15 protein-coding genes are annotated in these 16,426 nt (G+C 59.1%); 10 read left to right on the top strand and 5 right to left on the bottom strand.

The window, feature by feature from the left end:
* The first annotated feature begins 3 nt into the window (after positions 1–3).
* The 4 genes from pcaF (at position 4) to A3C3_RS0121350 (ending at position 5,411) form a co-directional block, all read left to right on the top strand.
* A complete protein-coding gene (pcaF, locus tag A3C3_RS0121365) occupies positions 4–1,209 on the top strand; it encodes a 3-oxoadipyl-CoA thiolase (protein ID WP_022716625.1) in 1,206 nt (401 codons plus the stop codon).
* Positions 1,210–1,325: 116 nt separating this feature from the next.
* On the top strand, positions 1,326–2,120 hold the full coding sequence (locus tag A3C3_RS0121360) for an SDR family NAD(P)-dependent oxidoreductase (RefSeq protein WP_022716624.1): 795 nt from the start codon (positions 1,326–1,328) through the stop codon (positions 2,118–2,120).
* A 78-nt stretch (positions 2,121–2,198) separates the two neighbouring features.
* Positions 2,199–4,352 carry a glycogen debranching protein GlgX gene (glgX, locus tag A3C3_RS0121355; RefSeq protein ID WP_022716623.1) on the top strand — a complete coding sequence of 718 codons (2,154 nt, stop codon included), beginning with the start codon at positions 2,199–2,201 and terminating at the stop codon, positions 4,350–4,352.
* Between the two features lie 15 nt (positions 4,353–4,367).
* The gene (locus A3C3_RS0121350) at positions 4,368–5,411 is read left to right on the top strand and encodes a DNA topoisomerase IB (RefSeq protein WP_022716622.1); all 1,044 of its coding nucleotides are present in this window, start codon (positions 4,368–4,370) and stop codon (positions 5,409–5,411) included.
* 48 nt (positions 5,412–5,459) lie between these two features.
* On the opposite strand, the gene A3C3_RS0121345 is transcribed toward A3C3_RS0121350, so the two are convergent.
* A complete protein-coding gene (locus A3C3_RS0121345; RefSeq protein ID WP_022716621.1) occupies positions 5,460–6,020 on the bottom strand; it encodes a DJ-1/PfpI/YhbO family deglycase/protease in 561 nt (186 codons plus the stop codon).
* 135 nt (positions 6,021–6,155) lie between these two features.
* Between A3C3_RS0121345 and A3C3_RS38885 the strand changes: the two genes are divergently transcribed.
* Positions 6,156–6,647 (top strand): hypothetical protein, encoded by a 492-nt coding sequence (locus tag A3C3_RS38885; protein ID WP_022716619.1) that lies wholly within the window; start codon positions 6,156–6,158, stop codon positions 6,645–6,647.
* A 199-nt stretch (positions 6,648–6,846) separates the two neighbouring features.
* Positions 6,847–7,815, top strand: a complete 969-nt coding sequence (locus tag A3C3_RS0121330) for a S1C family serine protease (protein ID WP_022716618.1) — start codon at positions 6,847–6,849, stop codon at positions 7,813–7,815.
* A 188-nt stretch (positions 7,816–8,003) separates the two neighbouring features.
* Here the strand turns inward: A3C3_RS0121330 and A3C3_RS38880 are convergent, their stop codons facing one another.
* The 3 genes from A3C3_RS38880 to A3C3_RS45400 all read right to left on the bottom strand — a co-directional run bounded on the left by A3C3_RS38880 (position 8,004) and on the right by A3C3_RS45400 (position 11,265).
* On the bottom strand, positions 8,004–9,053 hold the full coding sequence (locus tag A3C3_RS38880) for a L,D-transpeptidase family protein (RefSeq protein ID WP_022716617.1): 1,050 nt from the start codon (positions 9,051–9,053) through the stop codon (positions 8,004–8,006).
* 230 nt (positions 9,054–9,283) lie between these two features.
* Positions 9,284–10,639, bottom strand: coding sequence for a peptidoglycan L,D-endopeptidase MepK (locus tag A3C3_RS0121320; protein WP_022716616.1), 1,356 nt, complete (start codon positions 10,637–10,639; stop codon positions 9,284–9,286).
* 389 nt (positions 10,640–11,028) lie between these two features.
* Positions 11,029–11,265 carry a hypothetical protein gene (locus tag A3C3_RS45400; protein ID WP_145611580.1) on the bottom strand — a complete coding sequence of 79 codons (237 nt, stop codon included), beginning with the start codon at positions 11,263–11,265 and terminating at the stop codon, positions 11,029–11,031.
* Here A3C3_RS45400 and A3C3_RS0121315 point away from each other — a divergent pair.
* The 4 genes from A3C3_RS0121315 to ligD are packed head-to-tail and all read left to right on the top strand — an operon-like array spanning position 11,264 to position 15,150.
* Entirely contained in the window at positions 11,264–11,530 is a 267-nt protein-coding gene (locus A3C3_RS0121315; protein WP_022716615.1) for a hypothetical protein, read from the top strand. The two genes, A3C3_RS45400 and A3C3_RS0121315, sit on opposite strands and share 2 nt — an antisense overlap.
* 15 nt (positions 11,531–11,545) lie before the next feature.
* Positions 11,546–11,776, top strand: a complete 231-nt coding sequence (locus A3C3_RS0121310; RefSeq protein WP_022716614.1) for a DUF2188 domain-containing protein — start codon at positions 11,546–11,548, stop codon at positions 11,774–11,776.
* Positions 11,777–11,797: 21 nt separating this feature from the next.
* On the top strand, positions 11,798–12,643 hold the full coding sequence (gene ku, locus A3C3_RS0121305) for a non-homologous end joining protein Ku (protein WP_022716613.1): 846 nt from the start codon (positions 11,798–11,800) through the stop codon (positions 12,641–12,643).
* Between the two features lie 2 nt (positions 12,644–12,645).
* On the top strand, positions 12,646–15,150 hold the full coding sequence (gene ligD / locus A3C3_RS0121300) for a DNA ligase D (RefSeq protein ID WP_022716612.1): 2,505 nt from the start codon (positions 12,646–12,648) through the stop codon (positions 15,148–15,150).
* A gap of 66 nt (positions 15,151–15,216) precedes the next feature.
* On the opposite strand, the gene fdhA is transcribed toward ligD, so the two are convergent.
* Positions 15,217–16,407 (bottom strand): formaldehyde dehydrogenase, glutathione-independent, encoded by a 1,191-nt coding sequence (fdhA, locus tag A3C3_RS0121295; protein ID WP_022716611.1) that lies wholly within the window; start codon positions 16,405–16,407, stop codon positions 15,217–15,219.
* Between the last annotated feature and the right edge of the window lie 19 nt (positions 16,408–16,426).

Here is a 16,426-nt window from a genome sequence, read left to right as displayed (position 1 = left end):
ACCATGAGCGACGCCTATATCTGCGACTACATCCGCACGCCGATCGGCCGCTTCGGCGGCTCTCTGTCATCGGTACGCGCGGACGATCTCGGGGCAGTACCTCTCAAAGCACTGATGCAGCGTAACCCATCGATCGACTGGGAGGCTGCCGACGACGTCGTTTTCGGCTGCGCGAACCAGGCCGGCGAGGACAATCGTAACGTGGCGCGGATGTCGCTGCTGCTTGCAGGCCTTCCGATTGCAGTCCCGGGGACGACGATCAACCGGCTCTGCGGCTCGGGCATGGATGCGGTCATCGCCGCTGCGCGCGCCATTCGGGCCGGCGAGGCGGAACTGATGATTGCAGGCGGCGTGGAGAGCATGTCGCGCGCACCATTCGTGATGCCGAAGGCGGACATGGCCTTTTCGCGCAATGCCGAAATCTACGACACGACGATCGGCTGGCGCTTTATCAACCCGCTAATGAAGAAACAGTATGGCGTCGATTCCATGCCGGAAACGGGCGAGAACGTCGCCGAGGATTACAAGGTCAGCCGCGAGGATCAGGATAGCTTCGCACTGCGTTCGCAGGCTAAGGCCGCCGCCGCTCAGGCAAACGGCCGGCTGGCGAAGGAGATCACGCCAGTCGTGATCGCACAGCGCAAGGGCGCTCCCGTGGTAATCGAGAAGGATGAGCATCCGCGCGCAACGACGATGGAAACCCTAAGAAAGCTTGGCACGCCGTTCAAGAAAGAAGGAGGCACGGTCACGGCCGGTAATGCGTCTGGCGTCAACGACGGCGCCGCGGCATTGGTCTTGGCCTCCGAAGCAGCGGCGCGGAAGCATGGCCTGAGGCCGATCGCGCGTATCCTGGGCGGTGCTGCCGCCGCCGTGCCGCCGCGCGTCATGGGGATCGGACCGGTTCCGGCATCGCGCAAGCTGATGACGCGGCTCGGCATGACTGAGGATCAGTTCGATGTCATCGAGCTGAACGAAGCCTTTGCTTCGCAGGGGCTGGCCGTGCTGCGCGAACTTGGGATTGTCGATGACGATCCCCGCGTCAATCGCAATGGGGGCGCCATCGCGCTCGGCCATCCGCTTGGCATGTCGGGCGCGCGCATTACCGGAACCGCTGCGCTGGAGCTCATCGAATCGGGCGGGCGCTATTCGCTCTCGACGATGTGCATCGGCGTCGGCCAAGGGATTGCAATAGCTCTCGAACGAGTTTGACGGCGCATAGCGGTTCTCGCTTTCGCGCGGTGTCTATCCGCAATTTCGCCCGCCAAGACGCTCGTCAAATCCGTTTCACTATCTATTTCATGTCTTTTCGGGAGGCTGTTGCTGCCATGGTTAATCTTGCTCAATCACTCGCGTCCATAAAAATACCTGACCTGAACGGCAAAGCGGTGCTGATCACCGGTGCATCGACCGGCATCGGTGCGGCTCTTGCCCGGGCGTTCGCGGCGCAGGGCATGAAGGTTGGCATCCACTACAATGCAAGCCGCGGGCCGGCCGAAAAGCTCGCCGAGGAGATCAGAGCGACCGGTACCGTTGTGCATCTGGTACAGGGCGACGTTTCAAAGGAAGGCGAGACGGAACGCGTTGTAGAGGAGACCGCTAAGACCTTCGGGCATCTCGATGGCCTCATCAACAATGCTGGCGGCATGCTTGGCCGTAAGCCGACCGCGGAATATACCGACGAGCATTATGCCAAGGTCATGGATCTGAATGCCCGTTCTGTTCTTGCCGCAACGCGCGCCGCGCATCCCTGGCTGAAGAAGCAGGGCGGCTTCATCATCAATACCACCTCGATAGCTGCACGAAATGGCGGCGGCAACGGTGCGGTTCTTTATGCGGCCTCCAAAGGCTTCGTCTCGACGATCACGCGGGGCCATGCCAAGGAGTTCGTCGGCGACCGCATCCGCGTCAACGCCGTCGCGCCGGGCGTCATCGCAACGCCGTTCCACGAGCGCTATACCAACGACGACCAGATGGAGATGCAGCGCAAAACCATTCCGATGGGCTTTGTCGGTACATCGGAAGACTGCGTCGGCGCTTATCTGTTCCTCGCTTCGCCCACGCTGTCAGGTTACATCACCGGCCAGATCATCGAGGTGAATGGCGGCCAGCTCATGCCGTAGCGCCCTTGGCGTCGTCGCAGGGAACTTTCGCACTTGCGGTAACGTTTCCCGCTTGGCGATCCACCAAGCGGAGTGATTATGAGTTTTTCTTTTTCCGAACTCGATTTCATGAAGCCGGAACTGGGCGCCGAATATACCGGGACCGGGACTCATTTTGCTGTCTATTCCGCTCACGCCGAGCAGATCGACCTTTGTCTCTTTTCCGACGACGGCAAAAAGGAAATGGCACGCATGCCGTTGCCCAAGCGCGAGGGCGATATCTGGTCGGGCTATATCGCCGGTCTGAAGCCGGGCACTGTCTATGGTTATCGCGCAAGCGGACCCTATGATCCAAAAAACGGCCACCGTTTCAATCCCAACAAGCTTCTACTCGATCCTTACGCCAAGCAGGTGGTTGGCGATCTAACATGGGACGATGCGCTCTACGGCTATACGATCGGCAAGGACGACCTCTCCTTCGACGAGCGCGACAGCGCGCCCTTCATGGTGAAGGGTGTGGTGCAGGATCCCGATTTCGACTGGGACGGCGATGAGGCAATCCGGCGCCCGTGGACGGAAACGCTCATCTATGAAACGCATGTGCGCGGTATGACGATGACGCATCCGAAGGTACCGGACAGACTGCGCGGTACCTTTCTTGGCATGTGCAGCGACCCGATCATCGATCATCTGACGAAACTTGGTGTCTCGGCCGTCGAATTGCTGCCGATCCAGTTTTTTCCGAACGACCGCTATCTGGAAGAGAAGCACCTCACCAACTACTGGGGTTACCAGACGCTCGGTTTCTTTGCGCCGCAGTCTCGCTACATGTCGAGCGACAGGATCACCGAGTTCAAGACGATGGTGAGAAAGTTTCATGCCTCCGGCATCGAGGTGATCATGGATGTGGTCTATAACCACACAGCCGAAGGCAGCGAGAAAGGTCCGACGCTTTCCTTTCGCGGCCTCGACAATGCAAGCTACTACATCCTCTCGCCTGACGATCCCCGCCACACCTTCGATACGACAGGTACCGGCAATACACTGAACGTTGCCAATCCCATGGTGATGCGCATGGTGCTCGACAGCTTGCGCTATTGGGTTGGCGCCATGCACATCGACGGTTTCCGTTTCGATCTGGCGAGCACTCTCGGGCGGCAGGATATGGAATTCGATCGACAGGGCATCTTTTTCAGCGCGATTCGGCAAGATCCGATGCTTGCCGGCGTGAAGCTGATCGCCGAGCCTTGGGATGTCGGCGAAGGCGGCTATCAGGTCGGCGGATTTCCCCACCCCTTTCGCGAATGGAACGACAAATTCCGCGATGACGTTCGACGTTTCTGGAAAGGCGACGCCGGCCAGGTGTCGGAGATGGCAGAGCGCGTTACCGGCTCGGCGCTGCAGTTCAACCATTCGGACCGTGGCTCGACATCGTCCATCAATCTGCTTTCGGCTCATGACGGCTTCACTCTGATGGATACCGTCTCCTTCAACGGCAAGCATAATGAGGCCAACGGCGAGGACAACCGCGACGGCCATTCCGACAATCATTCGGACAATATGGGGGTGGAGGGCGCGACCGGCGACGCCGATATCAATGACGCGCGCCGCAGGCGGCGGCGCAACATGATGGCAACGCTGCTGCTCAGCCAGGGCGTGCCGATGATCCTTGCAGGTGATGAGGTCGGCAACAGCCAGGGCGGCAACAACAATGCCTATTGCCAGGACAACGAAATCGGTTGGATCGACTGGAGCGGGCTTGACGATCCATTTCTGACCTTCTGTCAGAAGATGATCGCTTTCCGTAAGGCGCAGCCGGAGCTTCGGCAGGAGCGCTTCCTAACAGGTGAAACCGCAGAGGACGGACGGATCGAAATCGCCTGGTACAAACCGGATGGTGACTTCATGGACGATGGTGCCTGGAACGACAATGAATTGCGGGTGCTGAGCGTTTACGTGTCACGGAGTGTCCTCGCATCGGATGCGGAAAAGATGGATGGTCTCTTCATGGTATTCAACGCTGGCGGTGATTGCGAAGTCACGCTTCCGGGAGTGAACGGCATCAAGACGTGGCAGCGGGTGGTCGACACTGGTGCCGACGATCCCTTCACGGTATTCGATCCGGAAAACCCGGTGATGGTCTACCGCGAAAGCATTGCCGTCTTTGCGCCGAAAGGTGCCTCGGTGCCACCGAAGAATGCCACAAGGACTGAGCGTCAGCGCTGGTTTCACTTCGGCCGCAGGAACAGTTAGCAATCGAACAAAGCGATGAGTGCTGAAGCCCTAAGTGACATTGGCCTGGTTTATGTGAGCGACACCGAACCCGGTATTCGCAGGCAGAGAAGGGGCCGAGGCTTCTGTTACCGGCTACCGGACGGCTCGTTGGTCTGCGAGCCGCAGCAGAAGCACCGTATCGCCGCACTCGGGTTGCCTCCCGCATACGAAAACGTCTGGATATGTCTGAAGGAAAACGGCCATTTGCAGGCGACCGGATTTGATGCACGGGGCCGAAAGCAATATCGCTATCATAAGGATTGGCAGTCGTTCCGCAGCATCGCAAAATTCGATCAGCTGATCGCCTTTGGCCACGCCTTGCCGAGGATACGGCGGCAGGTGCAGCGCGATCTTGAGGTTGGTGCGGAAAATGTCCGCGGTGTCCTCGCTGCGTTGACGATATTGCTCGATGAGGCACATCTCCGCGTCGGCAGCCAAGCCTATCTCAAGGAAAACGGCACTTATGGCGCAACGACGCTGTTGAAGAGGCACATCACGCTGGTGGAGGGCCGGATCGAACTGAAATTTCGTTCCAAGGGCGGAAAGAGTGTGCGGCGCAGCCTCAGGCATCCCAGATTGCAAAAGATGCTGGAAGAAATCGCCGATCTCCCCGGTCGCCAGCTTTTTATCTGGAAGGACGAGACGGGCACGTTGAAACCGATCGAATCCGGGCGTCTGAATAGCTACCTGGCGGAAATTTCAGGTATTGCGATCACCGCGAAGACCTTTCGGACGTGGGCCGGCTCGCTCGCCGCCTTCGCCGTCGCGCGCAATGCGCTCGAAAGGGGCAAGCGGCCGACCGTGAAGGACATGGCGGAGGCTTCAGCCGCCGTGTTGCACAACACGGCGGCCATCTCGCGATCAAGTTACATTCACCCTTCCATCATTGCGCTTGCCGACAAGGACTATTGTGGAGGCGAGGAAATTCTGCCTGCTGCTAAGCCGCTGTCGGGGCTACGGGCGGCAGAGAACCGCCTGCTCGATTTCCTGTCTCGCGATCGGCAGTCGGCGGAGACGCCTGTCCGCAAAGCCTCATAAAAAAGAGCCCGCGCAGGGGTGCGCGGACTCAGCGAACAGGAGGTCCTATCAAGCGGCTCGCTTCTCGTGGCGGCCTTCCTCGATCTCTTCGACGATCTTTGCAACGAAAGCGTCCAGATCGTCCGGCGAACGGGAGGTGATGATGCCTTGGTCGGTCACGACCTTTTCATCTTTCCAGGTGGCGCCGGCGTTCTTAACGTCGGTCTTGATTGACCAGTAGGAGGTTGCCTGCCGGCCTCGCAACGCATCGGCTTCGATTAGCAGCCAGGGTGCATGGCATATGGCGGCGACGACCTTACCGGATTTCACGAATTCGCGGACGACGCGCATTGCATTCTCGTCGGCGCGCAGCTTGTCGGGATTAATCTGGCCTCCAGGCAGGACGAGGGCATCGAAATCGGCAACCTTTACCTCCGTTGCCAGAAGGTCGACACTGATGCTATCGCCCCAGTCGCCTTTGCTCCAGCTCTTGATGTTTCGCTCCTTGATAGAGGCAATCTTGACGGTGGCGCCACGCCTTTTCAGCTCCTCATGCGGTACCCGTAGTTCGGAGCGCTCGTAACCGTCAGTTGCAAGAACAAGAATTTTTGCAGAACTGATGGAAGGCATGGACTTGTCCTTTCTTTCTCCTGTTGAATTCAAGATGCATATGCACAAACTACCCGAAGCGCGGTTGGTTCCCCAGATTTTCGGGAAGCCCTGGAGGCAATGCGATTATCGTTCAGTGGACGAGGAGGCGCACATATGAAACCCCAAGCAATCCGGCTTGCTCCCGGCAATCTCATTCCGAACAATCCGAGATTTCCGCTACTCCTTTATCGTGGCGTGCTGAAGGGTGACGACCGGGCAGCCGACTTTGAAGTGCTGTTCGGACGAAACGGCTGGGGCAATATGTGGCGGAATGGCGTCTATCCGTTCCATCATTATCATTCGAAAACTCATGAGGCGCTGGGCTTTGCAATCGGTTCGGCGACGTTGATGCTCGGCGGGCCAACGGGCCTCAAGATCGAGATCCATGCCGGCGATGCGGCGGTGTTGCCTGCTGGAACCGGCCATTGCCGGATTTCGGCAAGCAGCGATTTCCTGGTGGTCGGTGCCTATCCGGCTGGAGCCGATTATGACCTCTGCCGTGACGAGCCAACGCCGGAACAAATGAAACGGATTCAAGATCTCGCCGCGCCAAGCACCGATCCCGTTACCGGCGGAAGCGGCGGGCTCATTGCGCTGTGGCGCTGAAATGCCGGAACTTTTGTCCGGTCGGCGAGATTGGATTGGAGGCAGAGGGAGGACGGAATGTGTGGGCTGGTCAGTGGCTTGAATAACATGGCCGCGAGCATCATTTGAGTTGCGATTAACCTATAACTGACAGCCTCTTGCCCTTTTGTAGACGCTGCCGGTCATCGACGCGACGCGTCCTGCGTCCGAGGAGTTTTCAATGGGCTTCATTGATCGCGACATCCAGCCGTCTTCGGACACCGGATTGCTGGATGCCTATTCGTTAGCAGTGTCTTCGTCAGTCGATCTTGTCGGCCCTGCGGTCAGTCGGATCGAAAGAGCCGGTGGGCGTGCCGGTCATGGATCAGGCTTTGCAATCTCGCCGGATGGCCTTGTCGTCACCAACAATCATGTCGTGGATGACGCCAAGAATATCCGGATCACCACGCCGGAAGGAGCGGTCGTCGAGGGCAGGGTGCTAGGACGCGATGCTGACACCGACCTCGCTTTGATCCGCGCGAACGACTGGACGGGTGTTTGGGCGAAACTGGGAGACTCAAAAAGCCTTAAGCGCGGCCATATCGCCATAGCAATCGGTAATCCTCTGGGCTTTGAATGGACGGTCACGGCAGGAATAGTATCTGCATTGGGTCGGTCGATGCGCGCGGCCAGTGGTCGTTTGATGGAGGATATCATCCAGACCGATGCGGCGCTCAACCCAGGTAATTCCGGCGGTCCACTGGTGTCGTCTGCGGGTGAGGTAATCGGCGTTAACACCGCGGTCATCCAAGGCGCGCAAAGCATCGCGTTCGCGGTCGCGTCCAATACGGCAAAGTATGTGGTCTCCGAGCTTCTACGCTTCGGTCATGTTCGCAGAGCCTATGTCGGCATTGCTGCGGACACCGTCGAACTCAATCGAAGGATAGCTTTGGAAGCGGGTATCGTGCAAAAGACGGCTGTGCGACTTCGCCGCGTCGAGCCGGGCAGCCCAGCCGAGAAGGCGGGGCTGCAGGAGGGTGACTATCTCCTGTCAATCGACCGCCATCCGGTTTCGGGCACCGACGACGTCGTGAGATTGATGGACGGAGAAAGGATCGACACGGACAGCGACTTCCTGATCTTCTCGGTGGCAGGCCGGATAGAAAACCGTACGGTCAGGCCGCAGCGCAGCCGCCATACTCAGCCATGATTGGGCGTCAACAGCGCCTTCAATGACCGATGCTGCAAGAATGAGGGAACGCCTGATAGCGTTGCGCTTTCTTAAAGGCCTTGGACCCATCTCGTCCAAGCCGAGACAAGCCTCGGAGGTGGCGACGAAAGAGTCCGTTCGCCGTTGCGCGATACTTCGCGGGCATGACAAGCGCGACTGGGCTGAAATCAGTCCTTTTCGTAAGGGTCAGCCAGTGCTGCATCTGGCCCGCTTACGGGATAGTCGATGTTGGAAATCTTCTCTGCCAGCTTCTGAGGACCGTGCTGCTTGAGGAGCGCCCGAAAGCTTGGGTGCATGCCGCCGTCGACATAGGCTGTCAGATGAGAAGGGCCGTCCTTTTCTAGCAGCGCGGCAAGCTCGGCATCTTCCGTCTTTATCCTGGCGGCGACTGCAGGATCGGGATTGTCGATGCGCGCAGGGCATGCGGCCAACGGATCGTCTGGATCGCCTCCCTGAAACTCGGCGTTAACGACGTATTTTGCCCCACATGCGGAAATCCTGGGTTCTGTCCTCGTCGCCTCGAAGGCGTCATATCCTAACTTCAATGTCTTCCAGAAATCGAAATTGGGGTCGCTTCTGTGTTCGGCCATGTTTTTCGCCGTCATACGGAAGGGGAGCGCCTGAACCTGGAATGACCTTTGGCCGCCGCCCAGCGAGGCATTGACGATGGCATAGATCTCGCCGACGCCCTGGTCAGTCATGGCGTAGCAGCCGGAAGACGAGCACGCACCATGCACCATGAGCGCAGTGCCGCTATATCCAAGGGCGGATTCAAGCCTGTTGGGATAGCCCAGGTTGAAGGAAAGGTAGTACTGGGACTTAGGGTTCAGCATGCTCTTGCTGACCGAATAAAAGCCTTCGGGAGCTTGGCGGTCGCCGTCGGTCTTCTTCGGTCCGAGCTTGCCCGACCACCGACATATCGCGAAGGATTTCAGCAGGCGATAACGCCCCGTGGCGTCCTGCTTCCACACCTCGAGCTCGCTCTCCTCCTTGAAGGTTCGAACGAGCACCGGGCTTTGAGGCGACATTTTCTTCTGACGCATCTCCGCCATTGTCTGCGTCGAGATCTGAGGAGCAGCGTCGCCGAGATCGTCCAGCGCCGTCTGCACGCAGCCGCTGGTCGCCGTCGCGATCAGGACCATCACGGCAGCCGGCACGACGCCTCGCAGGCGTGACAGGCGGTCAAGAGGACTGGGACAGGGTTTGGTATCATTCATGTCTTGTCTTCCGGGGCGGCATCGCGCGGTACCTCGAGGTGGCTCTTTGCCGGGAAGACAAAGACAACGGCAGTCACTTCTTATCCCAGTCCGTTTCGGAATTCGACGGGGAAGGTGGACGAAGGATATGGATGTCGGCCTTCCTTCGAGGGGGCTGGCCTGATCTTCGCAGCCAAGGGCCGACGGGGAAGACCTGCGGTGGATCACAGCCGCCGCGATGACGAATGCGCTTAGCCCTCGGGGGGTGAGGCAAACCGGTCGGCGTCGAACCGGTCAGTGGCGGCGACCGGAGTGATGGTCGTACCGGATGCGGCATCCGGATTATGCTGAACCGTGCGGCGGGAAACGCGAGGCGCTCTCATTCCAATCACCGCGCCCGGGGGATGCAGCGCCCAATTCATCAGCGCTGCGTCAGAAATCGATCCAAATAGATCTGCCTCCTCCCAGGAGGCGGTCATTGGCAGGGCGGCGATCCCGTTCGCGTCCTCCTGTGAGGTGCGATGTGTGGCAGCGAAAGTTCTGAAGCCGGTATAGGTTGGCAATGCTGATGTCCGTTTATCTGGAAGCACGCCGATTGGGCCAATCGAAGCAATCTCCAGCTTGGCGTCGGCCCCCAAGTCGGCCGGCCGCATTGCCGGTATCGGGATCGGGAATGATGAAAGATCCAGGGAGGACCGTTCGTCGTCCCGCGCGGCCGCGTCGGTCTGCAGGGACAGCGCATTCAATGCGCGGCTTTTCGGCGTGGGCAGGAGCGCCGTCACGAGGCTGTTGTCTATCGTGTCGCGATCCGAGGTTCCTGCGTCATCGTCTTCTCCAGCGGTGCTGGCGATCTGGATGGAGGCGGCGCCGGCGCGCTTCTTGTAGTTCGCAACCGCCTGGTTATATCCCGGCAGCGGCCGGCCATCGGCTGGAAGATGCATCGTTTGCCCGTTCGGGAATATTCGAGCAAGTTCTTGCCGAGACATGCGGGGCCAAGCCCGGACGTTGCCGACGTCGAGATGCACGAACGGCGATCCCGATGTCGGATAATATCCGACACCGCCGGCCTGCATCTGCATTGCAAGGGCACGCAGCGTCGAAAGCTTCACACCTGGAACGTAGAAGTCCATCGCCTTGCCAAGCATGTGCTGGCTCTTCTTGGCGACGCCCGTACTGCGCGAACGGTTGCGGAGCATGTTATTGGTGGCCGGAGAACGGTAGGCGGAGACGATGTGGATGTAGTCCTTCGCGCCGCTGCGCTTGTACACTTCCCAGACCAGGTCAAGCAGCCGGGGATCCATCCGGGTCGGCTCGTTCCTTCGCCAGTCGCGCAGAAACCGATTTATCTGGGACAGGCCCTTTGGATCGAACATTCCGTCGCGCTTGTAGGTAATCGTGGCCCTTTCGCCCGTATGAGTAAAGAACAGCTTCAGCGTACGATCTTCCGCGGAGGCAAAGGATGCAGAGCCGATAAGCGCAGGGAGCGCGAGCAGAGCTCGCAGGATGGCATGCGCGACGAGCCGTCCTGCACGCGAAAGGAGTGCGGCGACCGTGCCGTGCGATACTCCGCCCCAGAACCCTTTCACTGGATATTTCGACACGAACAATCCCGCCTCACACAAAAACACTCGACGACGTGCGGGGATGTCCGCATCCATCGCGCTCAGTAGAACCACTTTATGGTCAACAAATTCCTAACAGACGGATGCTTAGGCTCGGTGAATCGGAGCTGCGAGCCATCCGAGGACGGCCAGCTTTTTCAAACGCGAATGCCGTCTCCATTTTCTGGCTTGGAGCTGACAGATCGTGCAGCCCCTACGACTGATCTCGTTGAGCGGCTTTGCGTTCACGAAGAACGTTGGCTGCTGCCAGATTTCGGCGCCTCGACGACTTCCAGGTCCTGGACTGCAGCTCTTCAGCCTCAGTGCCGCTCAGGAACCGGTTGTTGTGTCATCAGAGTCCGAAGGATGGGCAGGGACTCAAGTCAGAAGCCGAGCTAGGTAACAAACCGCATCCCGCCTCCATTCGTTTGCGAGCATTCTGCGTCATGTGACTTTTCGCCGAAAAAGTCGGCTTCATCATGAACTTTGCTTATGGCACCTGCCCTTTCAAGGACAGGTGATCCGCAGCCAAGCATGGCCCTGTCGCGCTTTGGTGCTGAAATATCGGAACTTTTCGGGCTGTAATCAGTTGAAAAGCTTTGATCAGGAGAAATCTGAAGGGCCACCTGCATGCCGAACATCCGGAACATGGCGCCGAAGAGCGGGTTCGATCCACGCGACCGGCTGATCGTGGCGCTCTATGCGCAGCTGAAGGCAGAGCGGGAAACGCGTGAAACATTGGAATGGGCAATCCGCAACGGCGCGCTTTCAGACGAAGTGCTCGAAGCGATCGCCGCGGACCCCGTGCGGCCCGTTACCAGCGACGATATCGCATCCGTCGAAAAGATCATCGCCTTGGATGAGCGCCGCAAAGCAGCGCCACGCGATGACGACTGAAGAGAGGACAGGATTATGGTCGACATTACCTATCAGATTGTGCCGCATGACGAAGGCTGGGCATACAAGCTCGGCGGCACGATTTCCGAAACCTATGCGACCGTCGAAGAAGCGATCAATCACGCCAAACGCGCAGCGTCCCGCCAGAAGATCGGCGACGGCGACGCTACGCTGGCTTTTCCGGCTCCGGACGGCGGCTGGCGATTTGTGCCGCTGGAAACGGACAAGAGCGGAAGCAGGCTCTGATCGATACGCAGGAGACGGGGGATGGCAGCGCGGGCAAGCTGGAAGGGGCATCTGAAGATCGGCGACCTTGTCTGCGCCGTCGGGCTTTATACTGCAATTTCCGCATCGGACCGGCTCTCCTTCAATATCATCAACCGGAAGACTGGCCATCGCGTCGAGCGTCAGTTCGTGGACAGCGAGACCGGCAAGCCTGTGGAGCGCGAGGATCAGGTCAAGGGTTACCGGATCGACAATGGCGAATACATCGTCATCGAAGGCGACGAGATTGCCAATGTCATGCCCGAGAGCGACAAGGTCATGGACGTCCAGAGCTTCATTGCTCTCAATGAAATCGACAAGCTCTATTTTGACCGTCCTTACTATCTTGCACCTGTCGATGAGAATGACGAAGAGGCGCTGCGCCTGATTGCGAGGAGCATGCGTGAAAACAAGGTGGCAGCGCTTGCCGAGGCCGTGCTCTTCCGGCGCAACCGAACCCTGCTGATCCGCCCGCGTGAGGACTACGTCATCGCGACGATGTTGAACTTCGACTACGAGGTTCGTTCTGCCGATCCGGTCTTCAAGGACATTCCAGACATCAAATTCGACAAGGAGATGCTCGAGCTTGCCGGTCATATCATCGGTACGAAGAAGGGCGTGTTCGAGCCGAGCGAATACGAGGATCGCTACGAGGCGGCGCTGACGGAATTGGTGAAGGCCAAGGTCGAGGGAAGGGCACTGCCGAAGAGGAAGCCGAAGCCGGAGGGCAAGGTTGTCGATCTGATGGAGGCGCTGCGCCAGAGTGCCGAGTTGAGTGAAAAGAAAGCGCCTGCGAAAGGCACGGCGCAGCGCCCTGCCTCCGATAGCCGCCGCAAGAAAGCTGGCTGACCATGGCGCTCGAGACTTATCAGGCAAAACGCAATTTCAGGATCACCCCTGAACCGCGCGGCGCCAAAGGCCGCAGTCGGAGGAACAGTTTTGTCATTCAAAAGCACGATGCCACGCGCCTGCACTATGACTTCCGGCTGGAGATGGACGGCGTCTTGAAAAGCTGGGCCGTGACCCGGGGACCAAGCCTCAATCCGGAGGACAAGCGTCTCGCAGTCCACGTAGAGGATCACCCCCTTTCCTACGGCGATTTCGAAGGCATCATCCCGAAGGGGCAGTATGGCGGCGGTACTGTGATCATCTGGGATCGTGGCACCTGGACGCCGCTCGGCGATGCAAAGATGGCCTATCGAAAGGGCCATATCGAATTCGAGCTTGATGGCGAAAAGCTAAAAGGACGCTGGCATCTGGTGCGAATGCACGGGCGCCCGGGTGAAGGGCATGAGAACTGGTTGCTGATCAAGGGAGACGACGCCTCGGCGCGCCACGACGGCAAAGACATTTTGGAACAACGGCCGGAATCGGCAAAGACCGGGCGGCGGATTGAAGAGGTCGCTAAGAATCCGACCGATACCTGGAATTCCAAACCGAAGGGTGGCGACAAGACTGTCACGGCAAGGACAAAGAAGGTTGAACCGCAAGTCCATGATTGGCCTCAAGGCGCCAAGAAAGCGGCGATGCCCGATTTTGTGGAGCCGTTACTTGCGAAGCTGAAGGCCAGGCCGCCGGCCGGCGACGGCTGGATCCATGAGATCAAATTCGATGGTTATCGGCTGCAGGTCCGGATCGAAAAGGGAAAGGTGAAGATGCTGACCCGCACGGGGCTCGATTGGACGGAAAAGTTCGGCAGCGACATCGTCGACGCCTTCATGGCATTGCCAATCCAATCGGCGATTATCGACGGGGAGGTGGCGGTAGAGCGAGATACCGGCGCTTCCGATTTTTCCGCGCTTCAGCAGGACCTGAGTGAGCGACGCGATGATCGCTTCATCTTCTACGCTTTTGATCTGATGTATCTTGACGGCCGTGATCTGCGTGCCGCGCGTTTGATGGAGCGCAAAAGTCTGCTTGAACAAACGCTGCTTGGCGGAAACTACAAGCTGCGTTTCAGCGAGCATTTCCACCAGAACGGCGGCCTGGTTTTCGATCACGCCTGCAGGCTGAGCCTGGAGGGCGTCATCTCCAAGCAGTGCGACAGCCCCTATACGTCCGGCCGCAATGGCGATTGGATCAAGGCCAAGTGCTCGCACCGGCAGGAGCTTGTCATCGGTGGTTATGTGCCATCGACCTCCATGAAGAATGCGATCGGCTCGTTGGCGATGGGTTACTATGATAATGGCAAGCTGAAGCATGTCGGACGTGTCGGCACCGGCTACACAGCCATGGTGGCCCAGGATCTCTATGAGCGGCTTTCCAAAATCGAAGAGAAGGGGAGTCGTTTTGACGGTAAGCTGACGTCGGAGGAACGGCGCGGGCTTACTTATGTGAAGCCGGAGCTTGTCGCGGAGGTGGAATTTCGCGCGTGGTCCGCCGATGGTAACCTGCGGCACGCCGCTTTCCGCGGTTTGCGCGAGGACAAACTGGCGAAGGACGTGGTGCGCGAGATGGAAAAGACGACCGCAAAAAGCCTGCCGAAATCGCACGTGACGCTGACCCATCCGGATCGCATTTACTGGCCGGATGAAGGCGTTACCAAGGAAGGACTTGCCAATTATTACGCGCAGGTCTGGCGCTTCATGGAGCCTTACGTGGTCAATCGTCCTTTGGCTCTGCTGCGTCTGCCAGACGGCATTGAAGGACATCAGCGTTTCTTCCAGAAACGCGCCTGGAAGGGCATGAACAAGAATATCGATGAGATCACGGATCCGAAGGACAGGGGCGGAGAAAAGTTGCTGCGCATTGCCGATTTCGATGGTTTGGTAGCCCTCGTGCAATCGGCTGTGCTCGAAATTCACCCCTGGGGCGCGACGACGGACAATTGGGAGAAACCGGACATGATAACCATGGACCTCGATCCGGGCGGCGAGGTTGCGTGGGATAATGTCATCGCTGCCGCCCGCGAGATCAAAGAGCGCCTGGAGGCCGAAGGACTTGCCGGCTTCGTCAAGACCTCCGGCGGCAAGGGGCTCCATGTCGTCACGCCACTGAAGCCAAAAGCAGGTTGGGCGGAGGTGAAGGCCTTTGCAAAACGGCTGGCGGACACCATGGCCGCAGAAAGCCCGGACCGCTACATCGCAAAGGCGACGAAAGCCGAACGCACAGGCAAGATATTCATCGACTATCTGCGCAATGGCCGCGGCAACACCGCAGTCGCCGCCTATTCGACGCGTGCCCGGCCGGGAGCGGCCGTCTCGATGCCGCTGGAATGGACCGAACTCACCGCCGACATCGGCCCGGCCTATTTCACCATCGACAACGCGCCGCCGCGGCTCGATGCGTTGCCGAAAGACCCGTGGGACGGGTTCTTTGCGGCAGCAAAGCCGCTTGAGAAAAAGAAGAAGCGTTAGCCCCTGGCAGTGGCCCGCCGTCAGCCTCTCCCGTGGGAGAGACTGACAATGCGTTGGTTCCAGCAACTAGGCTGCCTTTGCAACTTCGCCGTGCGGGTCGAGCACGAATTTGGTGGCGGCTCCCTGGTCGAAGCTCTCATAGCCTTGCGCAGCATCCTCCAGTGAGATCACCTTGGCATTGACGATGTCGGCAATCGGTAGGCGGTCGTGGAGGATCGCCTGCATCAGCTGACGATTGTATTTCAGGACAGGCGTCTGGCCGGTGTGGAAGGATTGGGCCTTTGCCCAGCCGAGGCCGAAACGGAGCGAGAGGTTGCCGTGCTTTGCGGCATTGTCGACGGCGCCTGGATCTTCGGTGACATAGAGGCCCGGAATGCCGATCGAACCGGCTGCACGGGTGATCTCCATCATCTGGTTGAGCACGATTGCCGGCTGCTCGCCGCCCGAATGACCGCGGGCTTCGAAGCCGACGGCGTCGATGGCGCTGTCCACCTCATTGGTGCCGACGACCTGAGCGATCATGTCGCCGAGGCGGTCGCTCTTGGAAAGGTCGATCGGTTCGAAGCCAACCTTTGCGGCATGGGCCAAACGATCCTTGTTGAAATCGCCGATCATGACGACGGCCGCGCCGAGGATGCGCGCAGAAGCGGCAGCTGCCATGCCGACCGGACCGGCGCCTGCGACATAGACCGTCGAGCCGACGCCGACGCCGGCGCGCACTGCGCCGTGGAAGCCCGTCGGAAGGATATCGGAAAGCATGGTAAGATCGCGGATCTTCGCCATTGCCTTGTCGCGATCGGGAAGTTTCAGCAGATTGAAATCGGCGTACGGGATCATGACGTAGCGGGCTTGGCCGCCGATCCACCCGCCCATGTCGACATAGCCATAAGCCCCGCCAGCGCGCGAAGGGTTGACCGTCAGGCAGACGCCTGTGTCCTGGGCTTTGCAGCAGCGGCAGCGGCCGCAGGCAACGTTGAAGGGCACGGAAACGATATCGCCGACGCTCAGCATTTCGACATCGACGCCCTTTTCGATGATCTCACCGGTAATTTCGTGGCCGAGAACGAGACCGGGCATGGCTGTCGTGCGGCCGCGGACCATATGCTGGTCGGAGCCGCAGATATTGGTGGAGATTACCTTCAGGATGACGCCATGCTCGATGCGGCGGCCATCCGGCGCTTCGAGTTTCGGATCGTCGATGTCGCGGACCTCGACCTTGCCGGGCCGCAAATAGACGACGCCTCGGTTCTTGCTCATTTTCATCTCCTCCGTTGAA

Origin of the sequence: Rhizobium mongolense USDA 1844, assembly GCF_000419765.1 — a bacterium.
Lineage (GTDB): Bacteria > Pseudomonadota > Alphaproteobacteria > Rhizobiales > Rhizobiaceae > Rhizobium > Rhizobium mongolense.
The sequence above is the reverse complement of the archived record's forward strand: the minus strand, read 5'-3'. Positions and strand labels throughout refer to the sequence as shown.